Annotated in this window: 15 protein-coding genes and 1 pseudogene; 13 read left to right on the top strand and 3 right to left on the bottom strand. The window is 64.6% G+C overall.

The window, feature by feature from the left end; all coding sequences use genetic code 11:
- The first annotated feature begins 35 nt into the window (after nucleotides 1–35).
- The 4 genes from pcaH to pcaDC are packed head-to-tail and all read left to right on the top strand — an operon-like array spanning nucleotide 36 to nucleotide 3,890.
- Nucleotides 36–740: a protocatechuate 3,4-dioxygenase subunit beta gene (gene pcaH, locus HLH25_RS09805; RefSeq protein WP_182973882.1), complete on the top strand. Its 705-nt coding sequence runs from the start codon at nucleotides 36–38 to the stop codon at nucleotides 738–740.
- Nucleotides 737–1,336: a protocatechuate 3,4-dioxygenase subunit alpha gene (pcaG, locus tag HLH25_RS09800; RefSeq protein WP_182973881.1), complete on the top strand. Its 600-nt coding sequence runs from the start codon at nucleotides 737–739 to the stop codon at nucleotides 1,334–1,336. Before pcaH ends, pcaG begins: the two co-directional genes overlap by 4 nt.
- On the top strand, nucleotides 1,329–2,711 hold the full coding sequence (gene pcaB / locus HLH25_RS09795) for a 3-carboxy-cis,cis-muconate cycloisomerase (protein WP_220791762.1): 1,383 nt from the start codon (nucleotides 1,329–1,331) through the stop codon (nucleotides 2,709–2,711). The genes pcaG and pcaB overlap by 8 nt, the downstream gene beginning before the upstream one ends.
- Nucleotides 2,712–2,714: 3 nt before the next feature.
- Nucleotides 2,715–3,890, top strand: a complete 1,176-nt coding sequence (gene pcaDC, locus HLH25_RS09790; RefSeq protein WP_182973880.1) for a bifunctional 3-oxoadipate enol-lactonase/4-carboxymuconolactone decarboxylase PcaDC — start codon at nucleotides 2,715–2,717, stop codon at nucleotides 3,888–3,890.
- A gap of 75 nt (nucleotides 3,891–3,965) precedes the next feature.
- Here pcaDC and HLH25_RS09785 read toward each other — a convergent pair whose 3' ends face one another.
- Both HLH25_RS09785 and HLH25_RS09780 read right to left on the bottom strand, forming a co-directional pair.
- Nucleotides 3,966–4,583, bottom strand: a complete 618-nt coding sequence (locus HLH25_RS09785) for an NIPSNAP family protein (RefSeq protein ID WP_182973879.1) — start codon at nucleotides 4,581–4,583, stop codon at nucleotides 3,966–3,968.
- Nucleotides 4,570–6,360 (bottom strand): FAD-dependent oxidoreductase, encoded by a 1,791-nt coding sequence (locus tag HLH25_RS09780; RefSeq protein ID WP_343065493.1) that lies wholly within the window; start codon nucleotides 6,358–6,360, stop codon nucleotides 4,570–4,572. Before HLH25_RS09780 ends, HLH25_RS09785 begins: the two co-directional genes overlap by 14 nt.
- A 165-nt stretch (nucleotides 6,361–6,525) precedes the next feature.
- Here HLH25_RS09780 and HLH25_RS09775 point away from each other — a divergent pair, with 165 nt between their 5' ends.
- The 9 genes and pseudogenes from HLH25_RS09775 to HLH25_RS20270 all read left to right on the top strand — a co-directional run.
- Nucleotides 6,526–7,350, top strand: coding sequence for a shikimate dehydrogenase family protein (locus HLH25_RS09775; RefSeq protein ID WP_182973877.1), 825 nt, complete (start codon nucleotides 6,526–6,528; stop codon nucleotides 7,348–7,350).
- Nucleotides 7,351–7,474: 124 nt separating this feature from the next.
- On the top strand, nucleotides 7,475–8,176 hold the full coding sequence (locus tag HLH25_RS09770) for a 3-oxoacid CoA-transferase subunit A (RefSeq protein ID WP_182973876.1): 702 nt from the start codon (nucleotides 7,475–7,477) through the stop codon (nucleotides 8,174–8,176).
- Between the two features lie 2 nt (nucleotides 8,177–8,178).
- On the top strand, nucleotides 8,179–8,841 hold the full coding sequence (locus HLH25_RS09765; protein ID WP_220791761.1) for a 3-oxoacid CoA-transferase subunit B: 663 nt from the start codon (nucleotides 8,179–8,181) through the stop codon (nucleotides 8,839–8,841).
- Entirely contained in the window at nucleotides 8,834–10,039 is a 1,206-nt protein-coding gene (pcaF, locus tag HLH25_RS09760) for a 3-oxoadipyl-CoA thiolase (RefSeq protein WP_182973874.1), read from the top strand. The genes HLH25_RS09765 and pcaF overlap by 8 nt, the downstream gene beginning before the upstream one ends.
- Nucleotides 10,040–10,147: 108 nt before the next feature.
- The gene (locus HLH25_RS09755) at nucleotides 10,148–11,536 is read left to right on the top strand and encodes an MFS transporter (RefSeq protein WP_182973873.1); all 1,389 of its coding nucleotides are present in this window, start codon (nucleotides 10,148–10,150) and stop codon (nucleotides 11,534–11,536) included.
- The gene (locus HLH25_RS09750; RefSeq protein WP_182973872.1) at nucleotides 11,533–12,366 is read left to right on the top strand and encodes a shikimate dehydrogenase; all 834 of its coding nucleotides are present in this window, start codon (nucleotides 11,533–11,535) and stop codon (nucleotides 12,364–12,366) included. The genes HLH25_RS09755 and HLH25_RS09750 overlap by 4 nt, the downstream gene beginning before the upstream one ends.
- Nucleotides 12,366–13,223: a sugar phosphate isomerase/epimerase family protein gene (locus HLH25_RS09745; RefSeq protein ID WP_182973871.1), complete on the top strand. Its 858-nt coding sequence runs from the start codon at nucleotides 12,366–12,368 to the stop codon at nucleotides 13,221–13,223. Before HLH25_RS09750 ends, HLH25_RS09745 begins: the two co-directional genes overlap by 1 nt.
- A gap of 35 nt (nucleotides 13,224–13,258) precedes the next feature.
- Nucleotides 13,259–15,148, top strand: a complete 1,890-nt coding sequence (locus HLH25_RS09740; protein ID WP_182973870.1) for a bifunctional sugar phosphate isomerase/epimerase/4-hydroxyphenylpyruvate dioxygenase family protein — start codon at nucleotides 13,259–13,261, stop codon at nucleotides 15,146–15,148.
- A gap of 155 nt (nucleotides 15,149–15,303) precedes the next feature.
- Nucleotides 15,304–15,415, top strand: a pseudogene (locus HLH25_RS20270) (IS5/IS1182 family transposase); the annotation flags it as partial.
- A gap of 41 nt (nucleotides 15,416–15,456) precedes the next feature.
- Here HLH25_RS20270 and HLH25_RS09735 read toward each other — a convergent pair.
- Nucleotides 15,457–18,417 (bottom strand): ligand-binding sensor domain-containing diguanylate cyclase, encoded by a 2,961-nt coding sequence (locus tag HLH25_RS09735; RefSeq protein WP_182973869.1) that lies wholly within the window; start codon nucleotides 18,415–18,417, stop codon nucleotides 15,457–15,459.
- Between the last annotated feature and the right edge of the window lie 244 nt (nucleotides 18,418–18,661).

Here is an 18,661-nt window from a genome sequence, read left to right as displayed (position 1 = left end):
ACAGGTGGGGCCGGGAGCGGAAAGGAAATAAAAAGATGGATGTGCTCCAATATTCTCCGCAAAATCTCTCCGAGCCACCGTCGCTCTATCCAGGATATGTCAGCACCGTTCCGCGCTCGCCGCGTCAGAAACTGGTCAGCATTCCGCAGACATTGACCGAAGTGACCGGCCCGATCGATTTCGGGGATCGGGTGCTGCGCGCGCCGGTTCATGACATGACCCGCCAGGGCAAGGGGGACCCGATCGGCGAGCGGATCATCGTATCCGGTCGTATTCTCGACGACCGGGGGCGCCCGGTTCCGCATACCGTCGTCGAAGTGTGGCAGTGTAACGCCGCCGGCCGCTATATCCACAAGAAGGATCAGCACGACGCGCCGCTGGACCCGAACTTCACCGGGCAGGGGCGAGTCGTGACCGATGCGGAAGGGCGTTACCGGTTTGTGACCATCAAGCCCGGCGCGTATCCTTGGCGTAACCATCATAACGCGTGGCGCCCGGCGCATATTCATTTCTCGCTGTTCGGCGCGGGGTTCGCAACGCGGCTGATCACGCAGATGTATTTCCCCGGCGATCCGTTGATCGACATCGATCCGATCGCGGGGGCGGTGCCGGCCGATGCGCGACGACGCATGGTTTCCCGTTTCGATATTGATACGACGGAAAATGAATGGGCGCTCGGCTATGTCTTCGACGTTGTGCTGAGAGGCCGGGATGCGACGCCGATGGAGAACCCGCTATGAACGACGTGACTGCACCGCCCCGTCTGGGACTGACGCCATGGCAGACGGTCGGGCCATTCTTTCATTATGCCCTGCCGTGGGAGGGAGGAGAGAACCTGGTGCGCGAAGGCGTGCAGGGCGAGCGGATCGTGGTGCGCGGGCGCGTGCTGGATGCGGATGGCGCGCCGATCCCCGACGCGCTGGTGGAGATCTGGCAGGCGAACGCCGCCGGCCGCTACGATCATCCCGAGGATTGTCAGGCGGATCGCCCAATCGACCCGGCGTTCATCGGTTTCGGTCGCTGCCCGACGGACGATGACGGCATGTTCGCGTTCCACACCGTGCGGCCGGGGCAGGTGCCAGGGCCGGGCAACAGCATGCAGGCGCCGCATATCGCGCTCGGCCTGTTCGGGCGTGGGTTGCTGCGTCGGCTGGTGACGCGGATCTATTTTCCGGAATCGGAGGGCAATGCCGTCGATCCGATCCTGGGTCTGGTCGAGTCCGATCGGGTTGGGACGCTGATGGCAACCCGTGAGGGCGAGCAGGACGGCATGCCGGTCTATCGGTTCGATATCCATATTCAGGGTGCAAACGAGACCGTGTTCTTCGATGTCTGACACGATGCCCGCTTCGTTCGCGACCGGAGGCGATAGACTTCTGGACGGCATGTTCGCGACCCCCGCGACCCTTGCGGCCTTGGGCGATCGCGGGCGGCTGGACGCCATGCTGCGGTTCGAGGTCGCGCTGGCTGAGGCCCAGGCCGCGCTTGGCCTGGTGCCGGCGGAGGCCGCCCGGGTTATCGCCGGCTGTGCCGACCCTGACGCCTTCGCCATTCCGGACCTGGCGACGGCGGCCGCGCGGGCGGGCAATATCGCCATTCCGTTCGTGTCCGCCCTGACGGCCCTCGTGGCGCAACGCGACGCGGCGGCGGCCCGCTATGTCCATTGGGGCGCGACCAGCCAGGACGTGATCGATACGGCGACGGTGCTGCAATTGCGTGCGGCCGTTCATGCTTGCCGTGTCGATCTGCTGCGATTGGAAACGGGGCTGGCCACGATCGTGGAGGCGCACGCGGCGACGGTGCTGCCCGGCCGGACATGGTTGCAGCATGCCGTACCCACCACTCTGGGGTTGAAGGCCGCAGGCTGGCTGACCGCCCTGTCTGCCGCGCGACGCGAAGTGGATGCCGCCGTCGCGCGGGCCGCGTGCCTGCAATTCGGCGGTGCGGCGGGCACGCTGGCGTCGCTGGGTGGTCGGGGGCTGGAGATCGCACACGGCATGGCTACGCGCCTTGACCTGCGGCTGCCCGCGCTGCCCTGGCATACGCTTCGCGGCGAACTGGCGGGGTGTGGCGGCGCGCTGGGCGTCCTGTGCGGTGTGCTGGGCAAGCTGGCCCGCGACCTGTCCCTGATGATGCAGACCGAAATCGCCGAATTGCTGCCGCCCGGCGGCAAGGGGCAGGGCGGGTCCTCGACCATGCCGCACAAGCGCAACCCGGTCGGCTGCGCGATCGCCCTGTCCGTGGCTACCCAGGCGCCTGGTCTGGTTGCGACCCTGATGGCCGCCATGGTGCAGGAGCATGAGCGTGGATTGGGCGGCTGGCATGCCGAATGGCAGACCTTGCCCGCCCTGCTGCGCCTGACGGCGGCCTCGGCGGCGCAGATGGCCGCGACGGTCGACGGGATGGAGATCCACCCGTTGGCCATGCAGGCCGATCTCGGCCGTACCCATGGCCTCATGATGGCCGAGGCCGTCAGCATGGAACTGGCGCGCGGCATCGGCAAGGAAGCGGCGCATCATGTGCTGGAAGAGGCCAGTCGCACGGCATTGGCGCGCGGCGTGGGGCTGGAACAGGTGCTGAAGCAGGACGACCGGGTTACCGGCGCGCTGTCGGCCGAGGCGATCGCACAATTGATGGACCCGGCGCATTATCTTGGAAACGCAAAAGAATTCTGTGCCCGTGCCTTGCAGGCATGGCGCGGAGGAGAGTGATCGATGTTCGTCACACTGCCCGATCTGAACGTGCATGTCCGCCTGGACGGACCGCCGGGGGCGCCCGCGCTGCTGCTGCTGCATTCGCTCGGCACGTCATCGGACATCTGGGATGGCATGACGGAGGCCCTGTCCCGCCATTTCCGGGTGATTCGCCCGGATATGCGCGGGCACGGGCTGACCGGCGTGACGCCAGGGCCTTACACGATCGAGGGGTTGGCGGCCGATGCCCTGGCGGTTCTCGATGTTCTGGGGGTCGGGACCGCGCATGTTGCCGGCGTGTCGATCGGCGGCCTGATCGCCCAGGCCATGGCGCTGCGCGCGCCGGATCGCCTGCTATCCGTGGCCCTGATCGACACCGCGCCGGTCTTTCCGAGCGAAACTTCGTGGCGCGAGCGGGCGGCGACGGTGCGGGCGTCGGGACTGGCCGGGATGGCCGATACGGTCATGGCGCGCTGGATCACGCCGGCCGGATTGGAAACCCCCGCGGCACGGGGCCTGCGCCAGATCTTTCTGCGAACCGACCCGGAGGGATATGCTTCGGCGTGCGAAGCCCTGGCGGTGAGTGACCTGAGCGCGCGTCTTCACGCCGTCACGCTGCCCGCGCTGGTCGTGGTGGGGGAGGACGATCCGTCCACGCCTGTCGCCGCCGCGCGGACGCTGGCGGAGGCATTGCCATCCGCCCGTCTGGTGGTGCTGTCGCGTGCGTCGCATATTCCCACTGTCGAGCGTCCCGATGCCGTCGCCCAGGTATTGCTGGATTTCCTCGTGCCGACGGGGGACGACGAGATGGCGCCTGATTTGTATGCGGTGGGGATGGGTGTGAGGCGCGCGGTACTGGGCACGGCCCATGTCGAACGCTCTACCACCCGGATCACCGCTTTCGACAGATATTTCCAGACATTCATCACGCGCACCGCCTGGGGGCAGGTGTGGTCCCGCCCGCAGTTCGACCGGAGGACCCGCTCGATCGTCACCCTGGCCCTGCTGGCGGGCCTGGGGTGCGAAGAGGAGTTTGCGCTTCACGTACGGGCCTCGCGCAATACCGGCTGCTCGGATGAGGATATTGCCGAGCTTCTGCTGCATGTCGCTGTCTATGCCGGGATACCGAAAGCCAATGGTGCGATACGATGCGCCAAGGAAATCCTGGCCGAGATGGCGGCGGAGAAAAACGGATAAGCTTTCGCGGTATGCGGATTGCGATTGCCCGTTGCCGGGCTTTCCAGAATGGAGAGCCCGGCGGTGCGTGGGCTGCTACTGAAGGGGAGAGAAGGCGGTCGGCAGCATGATCGTGGCCCGCATGTCGGGCAACAACCAGTCCGGCCCACCTTTCGGCGGCCACGCGCCGGCTCGGACGGACTCCGCTCTCTGGGTAGTACGGGCATCCAGGCTTTCATAGGGCCAGAGATGCGTGATGCGGGGTTCGCCATCCAGCGCATACAAGGCGGCCGTCAGCGGTGAAAAGGCGATACGGCCGGGAACGGCGGCCTGCCATTTGGCGAGGGTCGGTTGCAGGCCGCCCGGTTTCAGTCTGTAGCTGCGCAGTTCATAGATCGGGCCGTAGGAGCCGGGCAGGATTTCGGGCATGAAGGGAAACGAGGCGAAGGTTTCGGTTTCCATCCGGACCAGCCATTCGCCGCAGCCGAACGGCGAGGGGGCATCGAGCATGGCCTGGCGGGCAGTCAGAAGCGCCTGCGCATCCGCGTGGCTGCGCAATACGATCACCTGATTGAGGGCGCCGATCTCGGTCGTCCAGCACCCCAGAAGCGTGGCCGCCTGCGCACGATCCGTCAGCGCCTGTTCCAGCGCGGGCAAGGCCCTTCCGGTGGTCGCCGTTTGCAAGGTCAGTGTGATCAGTTCAAAGAGTTTCATGACGCGTTTCCTTCGTGGTGAGTGGTGTATCCGTTTGGTCGGCAAGGGTGGCGATCCGCCGGGCAGCCAGCCAGCCGAACGTCATGGCCGGGCCGAGCGTGATGCCGCCCGAGGGATAGGCACCGCGCATGATGCCGGCCATGTCATTGCCGACGGCATACAGGCCGGGAACGGGCCGGCCATCGGTATCCAATACCTCGGCTGAAGGCCCGGTTTTCAGCCCGGCGAAGGTGCCGAGGCTGCCGGGTACAATCCGCACGGCGTAAAAGGGCGCCCGCCGGATGGGGGCCACGCAGGGATTGGGCCGGTGCATGGCGTCGCCCAGCGCGCGTTGATAGGGGGTGCTGCCACGGTAAAAGAGGGTATCGCGACCGTACGCGGCATCGTCATTGTAATGCTCGACCGTCTCGACCAGGCCCTTTGCGTCGATTCCGCAGGCGCATGCCAGCGCGTCCAGTGTCCGGCCGCGCTTCAGGTAGCCGTTTCGGAGCCAGCCGCCGCGCGGAAAGGGAAAGGGTTTGACCGCCCCCAACCCGTAGCGGGCGATGAAAGGGTGGTCGCAGACCAGCCATGCCTCGCACGGTGCGCCTGGATGTGTGACTGCGAACAGCGCGCGCATGACATCGTGATAGGGCAACGCTTCATTGACGAAACGCCGTCCATCGCGCGTGACGGCGATCACGCCCGGTTTGGCCCGTTCGAGCAGATGGGGAAACGGGCGCATGTGGCCGTCGCGGCCCGGAACGCGCGAGACCGGCGCCCAGGCCGCCGGTTCGGCCAGCGACGTATCGACGATGCCCCCCACGGTTTCGCCCAATGTCAGGCCGTCTCCCGTGCAGGTCGGCGCGGCCGCGGAGCAATGGGCGGTGCCGGCGCGAACATGCGCGAAGAGTGCGCCCTGGCGCTGTGGATCGTGCGGAAACCCTCCCGTGGCCAGAATGACGGCATGGCGGGCCGTGATCGCGACGGTGCCGGACGCAGGCTGAAGCATGCCGCCGGCAATCCGCGACCCGTCACGGACAAGCGTCCGCAGCGGGGACGAGCACATGAAACGCACCCCGCGCTTTCGGCATTCTGCCGCCAGCGCGGCGACCAGGGCATGGCCGTTGCGATACTGCGTGGAGCGGCCATGAAGAACGATATCCCGACCGAACCGCAGAAGGCGCCGGCTGCTATGGATCAATGCTGGGAGCGACCGGGTGGCGGCAAGAAAGGCATTCAGATCGCGCCCTGGTGAAAGATCCAGGCCCAGAAGGGTCATCTCGGGAATCGGATCGGCGATCTGATGGCGGAATGGGCCGAGTTGCCGACCATCGAACGGGCTGGCCACGACGGAGCGCCATCCGGTGGCGGCCCAGGGGGATTCGCCATGGAAATCGGGCGACTGGCTGCCAGGCTCGAAACACACGCCAGTCTCCTGTTCCAGGAAATCGAGCATGGCCGGGGCCTGGCTCAGATACCGCTCCAGGCGATCTGATACGCCGGGAGCGTGATAGAGCGTACCCAGCACGTCTCGCAGATATGCGTGCCATTCCTCCGATGTGCCGCCATGGCCCGCGCGTCGGCTTTGTGGATTGCCGGGAACCCACAGCCATCCACCCGATCGTGCCGAAGTGCCGCCGATCCGAGCGGCTTTCTCCGCCACGATGACCGATAAGCCGGCATGGGCCGCCGTCAGTGCGGCCATCAGGCCGGCTGCACCCGATCCCGCGACCAGAACGTCGCAATGCGCCGTTTCGGCGGCGGGGCGCGTGTCGTCTGGATGCAAGTCTGACACGGCATGCATGCTGGATCGTCCATCTGCCTCTTCGCCCGGTCTTCAGGACGCACCTGATCGTCGCGACGCTATTAATGGAAACATTTTCCGATTAATGATTCAAGTGTGGAAAACGAATCCATTTTTGGGATGCGGCCCACCGGTCGCTAAGGAAGGCGAAAGGCAATGGTCTGGAACATCGACGGAAAAACCAGCATCTATCCCATCATTGGCGATCCGATCGTTCAGGTGAAATCACCCGCGGGCATGACGGAGGCATTTCAGGCACGCGGCGCGAATGCGATCTGCATTCCGGCTCATGTCGTCCCGGACGATTTCGCCGGCTTTACGAGGGCGTTGCTGACCATGCGGAATGTAGGGGGATTCATCGCCACGATTCCGCATAAATTCACGACAGCGGAGATTTGTCGGAGCCTGAGCCGGCGCAGTCGTATTCTCGGTGCTGCCAACGTGGCGCGGCGCGCGCGGGATGGCGGATGGCATGGTGACATGCTTGACGGTGCGGCCTTCTTGCAGGCGCAGCGCAACGCCGGGGCCGAACCCGCAGGGGCCTCCGCGTTGCTGATCGGCGCCGGCGGTGCCGGAAGCGCCATCGCCTGCGCGTTGCTGGAGCCCGGCATTGCCGATCTGGGTATCTGCGACTCCGACGAGGGGCGCGTGACGCGGTTGATCGATCGTCTCGCCCAAGGGGGATTGGCGGCACGGGCCCGTCTGCATCGCGCGCCGGCGGACCCGGAAGGCTATGCGATGATCTGCAATGCCAGCCCCGCCGGCATGCGGCCCGACGACCCGTATCCGGTGCGGGTGGATGGATTGCGTGCGGACATGGTGGTCGGTGATGTCGTCACCCAACCTGCTCTGACCCCCCTGATTGCCGCGGCGAGACAGAAGGGATGCAGCACCGCGACAGGAACGCAGATGTATGAGGTTGTTCAGCGGCTTATGCTGGAATTTTTCCTGTCCGATGAAGGGGCGCGCAGGATCACATGATCGGGAGATGGCGTATCTGCTCTTGCTCGCAGGTTCGGTTAGGACTGAATAATGTTCATATAACGCCCAGATGTTCGCATGTCGCACAATGGGCAAGAGCCACGCGGAAGAGGGCACGGGAACGATGATCAACAAGGAAGTCCGCGATATCGCGGACGCTCTGTCCGGCATCGGTGACGGCGCGGTGGTGATGGTGGGGGGCTTCGGCTCCGTCGGTCAGCCGGATGCGTTGATCGAGGGGTTGATCGAACAGGGCGCGCGCGACCTGACCATCATCGCCAACAATGCCGGGGCGGGCCGGGTGGGCCTGGCCAAGCTGATGGAGGCTGGGCGGGTCAGGAAGATCATCTGTTCCTTCCCGCGCTCCGCCGGATCGGTGGTGTTCGAGGAACTGTTTCGCGCGGGGAAGCTGGAACTCGAAATCGTGCCCCAGGGCACGCTGGCCGAGCGCATCCGGGCGGCCGGTGCCGGTATCCCGGGCTTCTACACCGCGACGACGGTGGGAACCCTGCTGGCGCAGGGCAAGGAAACCCGGACGTTCGATGGCCGGACCTATGTGCTGGAACATGCGCTGCATGCCGACGCGGCGCTGGTGGAAGCCTGGCGGACGGACCGGATGGGCAACTGCACCTATCGCGAGAGCGGACGCAACTTCAATGCCGTGATGGCGATGGCCGCGCGCATGACCGTGGTCCAGAGCTGCGGCATGGTCGCCGTCGGCGCCCTCGACCCCGAAGCGATCGTGACGCCGGGGATCTTTGTCGATCGGATCGTCGTCGTGCCCGAGGCCGCGAAGGTCGCGGCCGGCGCGGAAGGAGGCGCATGACCATGAGCATTTGCAAACCGCTGTCCCGCAGGGACCTGGCCGCGCGCATCGCCCGTGACATTCCCGAAGGTTGGTACGTCAATCTGGGCATCGGCATCCCGACGCTGATCGCCGATGCGATCCCGGCGGGGCGGGAGGTCATTCTGCATAGCGAGAATGGAATCCTGGGGTTCGGTCCGGCTCCCGCGCCGGAGGCGGTCGACCCCTGGCTGATCAACGCGGGCAAGCAGCATGTGACGCTGAATGCCGGCGGCAGCTTCTTTCACCACGCCGACAGTTTCGCGATGATCCGGGGCGGCCATCTCGATCTCTGCGTGCTGGGGGCGTTCGAGGTCGCCGCCAACGGCGACCTCGCCAACTGGGCGACCTCTGCCGAAGACAGCGCGCCTGCCGTCGGCGGGGCGATGGATCTGGCGGTGGGCACGCCCCGCGTGTGGGTGGCGACCGAACATACGACGCGCGATGGCGCACCGAAGCTGGTGGAACGCTGCACCTATCCGCTGACGGCGCCGGGGGTCGTCACGCGCATCTACACCAACCTCGCCGTCATCGACGTGCGGGATGGCCGTTTCGTCGTAACGGAGATGATCCCGGACCTGAGCCGCGAGGCCCTTCAGGCCCAGACCGGGGTCGAACTGCACTTCGAGGTGCCGGAATATGCGTGACGCCTATATCTGCGATTTCACACGTAGCCCCATCGGGCGCTATGCTGGCGCGCTGCGTGAGGTCCGGGCCGACGATCTGGCGGCCCATCCCCTGCGCGTGCTGCGCGAGCGGAACGCATCGGTCGATTGGGACGCGCTCGACGATTGCATCATGGGATGCGCCAACCAGGCCGGCGAGGATAACCGGAACGTCGCGCGCATGGCCGTCCTGCTGGCGGGTTTTCCGGTCGGCACGCCGGGTACCACCATCAACCGGCTCTGCGGTTCGGGCCTCGACGCGGTGGGCCAGGCGGCCCGTGCGATCCGCAGCGGCGAGGCCGACCTGATGCTGGCGGGTGGGGTCGAGAGCATGTCGCGCGCGCCCTTCGTCATGGGCAAGGCGACAGAGGCTTTTTCCCGCGATGCCGCGATCTATGACACCACCATCGGCTGGCGCTTCGTCAACCCGGCCCTGCGCGAGGCATGGGGCTGCGATTCCATGCCGGAGACGGGCGAAAACGTGGCGGCACGCTACGCGATCTCCCGCGCGGATCAGGATGTTTTCGCCCTGGCCTCGCAGCAGAAGGCCGAGCGCGCCCGGCAGGCGGGTTATTTCGCGCGCGAGATCACGCCGCTGACCATTCGGACACGCCGCGCCGAGGTTACGGTGCATGAGGACGAACATCCGCGCCCTGAGACCACCGCCGAAGGGCTGGCCAAGCTGAAAACACCGTTCCGTAAGGAAGGGGGCACCGTCACCGCCGGTAATGCCTCCGGCGTGAATGATGGCGCGGCCGGCCTGCTGCTGGCCAGCGCGGATGGTGCGAAGCGGCACGGCCTGACGCCGCGGGCGCGGGTCGTGGCCATGGCGACGGCGGGAGTCGAACCGGCGGTCATGGGGATCGGTCCGGTCCCGGCCGTCCGTCGCCTGTTGGAAAAGACCGGTCTTTCACTCGACGAGATCGACCTGTTCGAACTGAACGAGGCTTTTGCCAGCCAGTCGCTGGCCGTGCTGCGCGCGCTGGGGCTGCCCGACGATTGCGAGCGGGTCAATCCGCATGGCGGTGCGATCGCGCTGGGGCATCCGCTTGGCATGTCGGGCGCACGGTTGGCGCTGACGGCCGTCAACGGGTTGGAACAGCGCGGTGGCCGCCGGGCGCTCGTGACCATGTGCATCGGGGTCGGGCAGGGTATCGCGGCCATCATCGAGCGGCTATAGGCTGCTTTTCCGGGGTGCTACACCGGTTTTTACGCAGGACTTTCACTCCAACAACAAGAAACGTGAAGAGCGTGGCTCGCATGGCCGGCATCTTCAATGGAGTCCGCAATGTCTGGTTCCGTTTCCTATGAAGCGCGCCCCGGTGCGCCTCTACCGCATCACGATGCACGCGACGCCTCGCTGCTGAACGCCTCCGGGCAGCTCGCTCCTGCCGGTTGGACAGTGATGCGTGCCATCATCATCATGCTGTGTTTCGGCGTGAACATGGTCGATGGCGTCGATGTGCTGATGATTTCCTACGTCGCACCGACATTGTCCAAAAGTCTCGGCCTCAGTGCCGAGCAGCTTGGCATCGTGTTCAGCGCGGGCCTGGCGGGCATGGCCTTGGGCGGACTGCTGATCGCGCCGCTCTCGGACAAGACAGGGCGACGGCCGCTGATCATTTTCTCGGTCGCGCTGATGTCGGTGTGCATGATCGCCAGCGGCTACGCGACCTCATTGGTCGAACTCGCGGTCCTGCGTCTAGGGGTCGGGGCGGGCATCGGCGCTGCCCTGGCCGGGATCGCAACGCTGGCTGCCGAATATGCGCCGCCCAAACATCACGATTTCGCCGTAGCCATGTTGCAGGGTGGTTATCCCATTGCCGCGACCATCACCGGCTTCATCGTAGCACCGCTGATCCATACGTGGAGCTGGAATATTCTTCTGATCGGTGCGGGTCTTTTCTCGGCCTCGGCCCTTCTGCCGTTAATCTTCTTCCTCCCGGAATCCATGGCATTTCTTGCCCAGCGTCAGCCACGTAATGCCCTGCAACGTATCCGGACCATCGAGCGCCGTCTTCAGTTGCCGGAAACGGAAACGTTGCCCGAACCGGTTCCTCTGGATCGGACGAATGCCGGTGTGGGCGGCCTGTTCCGCGAGGGGCGCATGGTCAGGACGCTCCTGCTCTGGACGTCGATCGTCTGCGGCTTCATGACGCTGTATTTCATCATCAGCTGGATTCCGAAACTCGCCGTCGAGGCCGGTCTGGACATTTCGGACAGCATCTATGCCGGTGCGCTCTATAATATCGGTGCCTTTGTCGGCTGTGCGACGATCGGCATCATCGCGATGCGTCTGACGCTGCATCGCACGATCATGCTCTATCTCCTGATCGCCGCCGTGGCGTTGAGCATCTTCGGATCGATCACGATGTCGGTGATGCAGGTACTGGCGGTCGCTTTCGTCATAGGCATCTTTTTGCAGGGCGGCTTCAACGGCCATTATCCTCTTGCCGCCGGCCTGTATCCGGTCAAGGTCCGGGCGACCGGAATGGGCTGGGCCATGGGGGTCGGCCGGGTCGGTGCCGTGATCGGCCCATTCCTCGGCGGAACCCTGCTGCAACACCATGTGCGTCTTTCGATCATTTTTCAGATATATGCCGTCCCGCTGCTGATCTGCGTAGGCTGTGTCTATGCGATGTCGGTTCTACAGCGTTCGGCTGACAGGGGGGTATGATGAGCTGGCTCTGTGGTCTTGTCGGCGATGGGATCGCCAAATCGCGCAGCCCCGCGATGCATGAGCGCGAAGCGCGCAATCTCGGCATCCCGCTTGTCTATCGGCTGGCCGATACGGCGGCGTGGCGGGGGAATGCCGGGGCGCTTGCGGACATCCTGTGCTGGATGGAACGTTTCGGTTTCAACGGCACGAATGTGACCCACCCATACAAGCAGGCGGTCATCCCGTTGCTCGACACGCTGTCCGATGCCGCGCGCGCGATCGGTGCTGTAAACACCGTGGTCTTCAGGGACGGAAAGCGCATTGGACACAATACCGACTGGTCGGGATACGCGGCGAATTTCCAACGGACCCTGCCCGACGCATCGTTGCGGCGCGTCGGCCAGGTCGGCGCGGGAGGTGCTGCCGCAGCCGTCGCATATGCGCTGCTGTCGATGGGGGCGGCGCGTCTTGACCTCTTCGATGTCGCGACGGAGCGTGCGGCGGCCTTGGGGGACAGGCTGGGTAACCTCTTCCCGGAGGCGCAGGTTACGGTTGCGACCTGTGTTGAGGACGTGATCGCCGAGGCCAGCGGAGTCGTCCAGACCTCGCCGATCGGCATGGACTCACATCCTGGAACGCCGTTTTCCGCCGACCTGCTCCAGTCCAGGCAATGGTTTTCCGAAGTCATTTATTTCCCGCGCGAGACGGAGCTGCTTGCGGCGGCCCGCGTGAAGGGGTGCCAGACCGTCAGCGGTATCGGCATGGCGGTCTTCCAGGCGGCCGATGCGTTCGAACTGTTCACCGGACTGGTGCCGGACCGCGAGCGGATGCTGAAAGAGTTCGATTGATGGCCCGTGATCTTGCCCTTGCGCATCTCACGACGATCACATTATCGCCACCGGAAATGATCCGTGTCGCGGCGCGAACCGGCTTCCAGGCGGTCGGGTTGCGCCTGATCCGGGTCACGCCGACCAGTCCCGGCTATCCGCTGATGGACGACCCGGCATCAATGCGTGCAACCCGGTCCGCCCTGCGGGAAACCGGTCGGCGCGTTCACGATATCGAGTTCGTCAAAATAGAACCGGGGCTGGATGTCTCGTCTCTGGAGTCCTTCTGTGCGGCCGGTGCCGCATTGGGCGCGTCGCGGATTATCGCGGCGCCCTATGACCCGGATCTGGGGCGACTGGCCGATCGTTATGCCGCCTTGTGCGCGTTGGCGGCGGGATACGGACTGGGGGTGGTTCTGGAATTCTTTCCCTGGACCGTCGTGCCGGGTCTGGCCGATGCGCTGGAAATCCGTCGCCGGGCGGGGGCGCCGGCCAATGGCGGGGTGCTGGTCGATGCCCTGCATTTCTACCGCTCCGGAAGTCGCCTTGCCGATCTCGATGGGCAGGATGCGTCGGTTCTCCCTTTTCTGCATCTCTGCGACGGACCGGCGCGGGGAGGTGACACGTTGCAGGAGCGTCTACTCGAAGCCCGGGCCGAGCGGCTGGCACCCGGCGACGGGGCCCTCGCGTTGCGAGCCCTGATCGAGAAAATGCCGGTTGGCATTCCGATAAGCCTTGAGGTACCAATGGACCGGATGACGGCCGAATGCGGTGTGGAAGCAGTTGCACGCCATGTGCATCAGGCCACGATACACCTGCTCGGCAGCCTCGATGGGTCTTCGCGTCCATTTGCGCCGAATTCGACGCCGACATCGTGAAGTCCGTCCTGACGGAAAGCAAGAGGATCAGAAACATGCTGGATTCGATCGCGACCGTATCGCTCAGCGGCACTTTACGCGAGAAACTGGAAGCGATCGCCGATGCCGGCTTCACGGCTGCGGAAATTTTCGAGAACGATTTTGTAGCCTCCGATCTCTCAGCCGTCGATCTGCGCCTGCTGATGATGGATCTTGGCTTACGGAATGTCGTTTATCAGCCTTTCCGCGATTTCGAAGGATTGTCCGGCGACGCGCGTATCCGGGCCTTCGACCGGGCGGAACGTAAATTCGACCTGATGCAGGCGATGGGCACCGACCTGCTCCTTGTCTGTTCCAGCACTCTGGAAGTGGCGAGCGGCGATCATGCACGGATCGTCGCCGATTTCCGCGAATTGGGTGAGCGGGCGGCGACACGGGGGCTGTGCATTGCCTATGAGGCCCTGGCCTGGGGGCGCTACGTCAATGATCACCGGGTGGTGGCGCGGATTGTACAGCAGGTCGGGCTGCCATCGGTCGGGATGGTGCTGGATAGCTTTCATTCGCTTTCGCGAAAAATTCCCGTTTCGTCCTTGGAAAATATTGACCCGCAATCAATTTTCCTGGTGCAGATGGCCGATGCGCCTATCATGGACATGGATCTGCTGCAATGGAGCCGGCATTTTCGATGCATGCCCTTGCAGGGGGGATTGCCCGTCACGGAATGGGTCGCCGCCCTCATGCAGATTGGTTATCAGGGGCCGCTTTCGCTCGAAATCTTCAATGATCGGTTTCGCGCCGGATTGTCCAAGACCATCGCCGTTGATGGCCGCCGGTCGCTGATCGCATTGCGTGACGATGCCAGTAGACTGCTCGGCGAAGATGGTATGTTACCCCCACGCCCTCCGGTCGAACTGACGTTCGTGGAGTTCTCCGCGGCGCAGGATGCCGAGGGCGTTGTCGAAGGCATGTTGCAAGCTATTGGTTTGCGAAAAGTGGGCCGTCATCGCCATCGTGCCGTCGATTTGTGGCAGGGAAGCGAGAACACGCATGTCGTGGTGAACCGCGAAAGCCATTCCCTGGCGGGCAGCTTTGGCCTGATGCATGGGCAGGGGATTTGTGCGATCGGCGTAAGGGTTCCGAACCGTGCCGATGCAGCCCAGAGGGCGAAGGCTCTGGGTATGTCCATTCTTGAAGACCCTGCGGACAATCTTTCCCGGCGTGCCATTCCGGCCGTTCGTACCGTGGGGGGGAGCCTCGTCTATTTTCTCGATGATGACGCACTCGACGGGCTGTGGCAGCGGGAATTCGAGATCGAAATGACGCATTTCTCTCCAGTTGCCGGGGGAAGCCTCTTTTTCGATCATCTGGCTACGATCGTCCGATATGACGAGTTTCTGTCCTGGCTATTATTTTGGACCAGTTTGTTCGACTTGCGAGCGTGTCAGGAAGTCGATCTGATCGATCCGGGTGGTGTCGTGCAGAGCCAGGCTCTGGAGAATAACGATGGGTCTCTACGCCTGACATTGAACGGCGCATTGGGGACGCGTACGCTGGCTTCACGCTTCGAACGTCATTTCCTCGGTTCCGGCTATCAGCATCTGGCATTGCGGACGGACGATATTTTTGCCTGCGCTATCCGCATGAAGCGGGCTGGACTGCCGATCCTGGTCATCGCCCGGAATTATTATGACGATCTACAGGCGCGTTTCGGCCTGGATGATGCCTTTGTCGCTCGTCTTGCCGCGCATAATATCCTCTATGATCGTGATGCGGGGGGAGGTGAGTTCTTTCAGGTCTTCTCACGGGCTATTGATCGCATATTCTTTTTTGAAATTGTACAGAGAGAAAATTCATATAACGGATATGGGGCTGCTAATACGCAAGTACGGCTTACAGCCCAGCGCCGTGCCGGGTATGCGTCGAATACGGACTGGTTTCCAATATAATCACATCTATTTATAATAATGGATTTTTATATATTGGGGCCTGTTACGGCTTGATCCAGTCTGCTGCGGCAGCGATGTGGAGGGTTCGAAAAACCCCTGGTTGTTAACTGTTGGCTGTGAGTCCATCCCTGCTGTGATGATTGGGGGAATGGCTCATGAAGCAGGCGGGTTTCTTTGATGCTGACGAGCGCCTTGCCCGGTGAAGCGGGCTGGGCGATCAGTTCGAAGCGTTTTCCCGGCCTGTGGATTTTGAGGCGTTCTCTCCGACGAGCGAACGGAGTATCTGCTCAACGACCGACAGCCCTCCCTCACGCTTCCACGCAGATCCTGTCCCGTCCGGTATTCTTCGCCCGATAGAGCGCGGTATCCGCCCTTTGCAGCAGCAGCAGCGCGGTGCTTGGCTCGCCTCGGTGGGAACGCGCCACACCCGCGCTGAAGGTCACCCGCAGAGCGAGCGTGCCGCCCCAGTCCTTTTTCGCATGGAAGGCCGCGCGCAGGCGCATGCACGCGGCCTCGCCTTCTTCCAGCGTGGTTTCCGGCATCAGGAGCGCGAATTCCTCGCCTCCGATGCGGGCGACGATGTCCGGCGTGCGGGTGGAAGCCCGCAATACGTCCGCGATCCCTTGCAGCACTTCGTCTCCCGTCGCGTGGGAGTGTTCGTCGTTGATGCGTTTGAAATGGTCGGCGTCGATCAGGGCCAGGCAGAAATCGGGTCGACCCGCCATGACCCCCTCCAGGGCCGCGGCAAGATGTTCGTTGAAGGCTCGGCGGTTCGGCAGACCCGTCAGCGGGTCTTCCCTGGCCTGCCGGGTCGCGACATCGGCCTGCTGGCGCAGGCGTTCCAGCAGAAGGCTCTTTTCCTGGTCCGCGGCTTGCAGCCGTTCGGCCGTTCGCGTCAGTTCGCCCGTCCGCTCGGCGATGATGCGCGACAGGATGCGGGCCTGACGCCGGTAGGAATAGGCAATGCCCAGATAAATCCCGACCAGCAGCACGCTGAACGCCGCGATGGCACCGATCCAGACCCCCCGGCGCTGCCACCACATCGGGTCGACGACGATCGGCACCGCCATGTCGTGCGTGGACCATGCGCCGCCGGGGTGGGCGGCGGAAACGCGCAGTGTGTAATCACCCGGCGGCAGGCCGACCAGCCGGAGGCTGCGCGTGTTGCCTTGCTCCGTCCATGATGGGTCCATGCCTTCCAGCCAGGTTCGGTAAATGATCCGGTCGGGCAGCAGATAGCTCAGTGCCGCGTAGCGCACCGTCAGGCCATGGCCGGCGGGAATGTGAATGGCTGCGCCGTTGCTGGGCGGAGGCAGCGGATTGCCGTCGAGATCGAGCAGGCCGAGCGCCACCGAAGGCGGGGGTGGGCGCATGACGAAGACATGGACCTGCGCCGGGTCGGCATGCGCGACGCCGATGGCGGTGGCGATCCAGATCGTGCCGTCCTGGCGCAGGATCGCCGACGGGGACGCGCTGCCGCTGGCCTGGCTGCTGAGCAGGCCGTCGGCCTCGTCGAAATGCAGAGGGGCCAGATGCTGCGACCGGCCGTCGGCCACGGTTTCGATATCGGAGCGGGCCAGACGCATGATGCCGCGATTGCTCGTCAGCCAGACATGGTCCTGCCGGTCGGGCAGCATGGCAAAGATGGAATCGATGGGCAGTCCCTGCTCGCGCGCCACATGCACCAGCGTGCCGTCGCGGTCGCGATACAGGCCCCGGTCGGTGACGAACCACATGTCGCGGCCAAGGGGCGTGAAGCCGAAGATCGTGTGCGCGCCTTGCGGGTCCGTGAAACGAAGCGTCTGTATGGAGGCGTCATGCAGATGGCGCACGCCGTCGAGCGTGCCGATCCACAAATCGTCCGCCTGCGCCCGCAATGCGGTGATCAGGCCATGCGGGGCGCCGGCCCCGTCGAGCGGGCGCGGTGGCCCGTCGCCCACGCGGAAGACGCCGTGCTGCGTACCGACCCAGACGGCCCCGCTTTCGCCGATGCTGATCGCCCGGATATTGCCGGCCGGCAATCCTTCCGCCGCGCCGAAATGGCGGTAGCTGTTGTCCGGCAGGTGCTCGTACAGCCCGTCCGAATAGGTGCCGATCCACAGATCGCCGTCCCTGTCCTCCGCGAGGCTCAGGACGGCCGGCTGATGATCGTGCTCGGCGGTCAGCGGCACCATGGCCATCGTGCCGTCCGGGCCTTCACGCGACAGGCCGGTATCCGTGCCGACCCATAGCCGGCCGTCGTGGTCTTCAAGAACCGATCGGGCGAAATTGTCCGGCAGGCCGTCCTGTCGGGTGAGGGTGCTGAACAGGGCTTCGCGCAGACGGTACAGGCCGCCGTTGGAGCCGATCCACAGGCTGCCCTCGCTGTCCTCCATCAGGCTGAGGATGCGCCCCGATGCCGGCGCCATGGTATCGGGCAGGCGTTCGATGCCGGCGGCGGAAAGGCGCAGCAGCCCGTGATCCTCGGTGCCCGCCCACAGCGCGCCGTGGCGGTCCTGAACCAGGGCCGTGATCCGCCCGGTGTCGTGCAGGTCGTATTGCAGGGTGGCGCCGGTCGCGTCGATGCGGAAGATCCGGCTGCCGGCAACGATCCAGAACGTGCCGTCCGGCCCGCGATACGGCCAGCCCAGCCCGTGCGGCAGGTGCCAGCCGGCCGGGGCGGTGTGGACCTGACCATGGGTATCCTGAACCATGACACCGTCATAAGTGCCCACCCAGAGCGCCCCGCTGCTGTCGAACGCCATCCGGCGATAGACATTCAGCAGCGGCGATTTCGGGGGCGGCCGGACATAATGGAAGGTGCCACCCGCCGTCATGCTTCCCAGACCGTTGCCCTCATAGAGCAGCCACAGGCGGCCGGTCGGGTCGATCTGCAAGGACTGGACGATGATGGAGGGCGCGCTGGCGGGGTGTGGCCACAGATTCCATGCGCCGTTGGCGTCGCGCCGGCCGATATTGCCTCGGGAATCGCTGAACCACAGATCGCCCGCCGGATCGGTGACGATGGTGCCGATCCCGTTATCGAGCAGCGGAACGCGGCTGCCGCGGTCATAGACGGTGAACTCCATCCCGTCGTAGGAGGCCAGCCCTTCCCAGGTGGCGAACCACAGCCGGCCATCGGGCGTCTGCGCAATGTCGCGGATCGAATTCTGCGGCAGGCCGTCGCGTGTCGACCAGTGATCGATGACGTAATTGGCCAGTGGCGGCGGGGGGGCCGCCCAGGCCCGCGGGGCCAGCCCGGCAATGCCGCAGAGGAGGGCGATCAGCACCAGCCATGGCGGCGCTTTTCCGGCGGAAGAGGAAAAGATGAGCCACCCGGACCCTGATGGCTGCATGGGGCGAAACGTAATGAAATCCATCGCCCTCAGCTCGGGGCGCCGTTCACCATGGGCATCGGGATTCAGTCTCCGCGTCCGGGGTCCGGTATTTGCACTACTTGCATGGCACACATGTTCCATCATGGACGGGGCGTCAATAGCAGGGCGGTTCCAGCCATGGTCGGGATGAATGCTG

It is taken from the genome of Gluconacetobacter dulcium (genome assembly GCF_014174165.1).
GTDB classification, from domain to species: domain Bacteria; phylum Pseudomonadota; class Alphaproteobacteria; order Acetobacterales; family Acetobacteraceae; genus Gluconacetobacter; species Gluconacetobacter dulcium.
This window is presented reverse-complemented; position numbering and strand designations above follow the sequence as displayed.

Bases quoted from the DNA above. Each gene is read 5' to 3' on its own strand.
- HLH25_RS09755 (WP_182973873.1), top strand. From the start codon at position 10,148: ATGTCTGGTTCCGTTTCCTATGAAGCGCGCCCCGGTGCGCCTCTACCG.
- pcaG (WP_182973881.1), top strand. From the start codon at position 737: ATGAACGACGTGACTGCACCGCCCCGTCTGGGACTGACGCCATGGCAG.
- HLH25_RS09750 (WP_182973872.1), top strand. From the start codon at position 11,533: ATGATGAGCTGGCTCTGTGGTCTTGTCGGCGATGGGATCGCCAAATCG.
- HLH25_RS09765 (WP_220791761.1), top strand. From the start codon at position 8,179: ATGAGCATTTGCAAACCGCTGTCCCGCAGGGACCTGGCCGCGCGCATC.
- HLH25_RS09775 (WP_182973877.1), top strand. From the start codon at position 6,526: ATGGTCTGGAACATCGACGGAAAAACCAGCATCTATCCCATCATTGGC.
- pcaDC (WP_182973880.1), top strand. From the start codon at position 2,715: ATGTTCGTCACACTGCCCGATCTGAACGTGCATGTCCGCCTGGACGGA.
- pcaB (WP_220791762.1), top strand. From the start codon at position 1,329: ATGTCTGACACGATGCCCGCTTCGTTCGCGACCGGAGGCGATAGACTT.
- HLH25_RS09770 (WP_182973876.1), top strand. From the start codon at position 7,475: ATGATCAACAAGGAAGTCCGCGATATCGCGGACGCTCTGTCCGGCATC.
- HLH25_RS09740 (WP_182973870.1), top strand. From the start codon at position 13,259: ATGCTGGATTCGATCGCGACCGTATCGCTCAGCGGCACTTTACGCGAG.
- HLH25_RS09745 (WP_182973871.1), top strand. From the start codon at position 12,366: ATGGCCCGTGATCTTGCCCTTGCGCATCTCACGACGATCACATTATCG.
- pcaF (WP_182973874.1), top strand. From the start codon at position 8,834: ATGCGTGACGCCTATATCTGCGATTTCACACGTAGCCCCATCGGGCGC.
- HLH25_RS09785 (WP_182973879.1), bottom strand. From the start codon at position 4,583: ATGAAACTCTTTGAACTGATCACACTGACCTTGCAAACGGCGACCACC.
- pcaH (WP_182973882.1), top strand. From the start codon at position 36: ATGGATGTGCTCCAATATTCTCCGCAAAATCTCTCCGAGCCACCGTCG.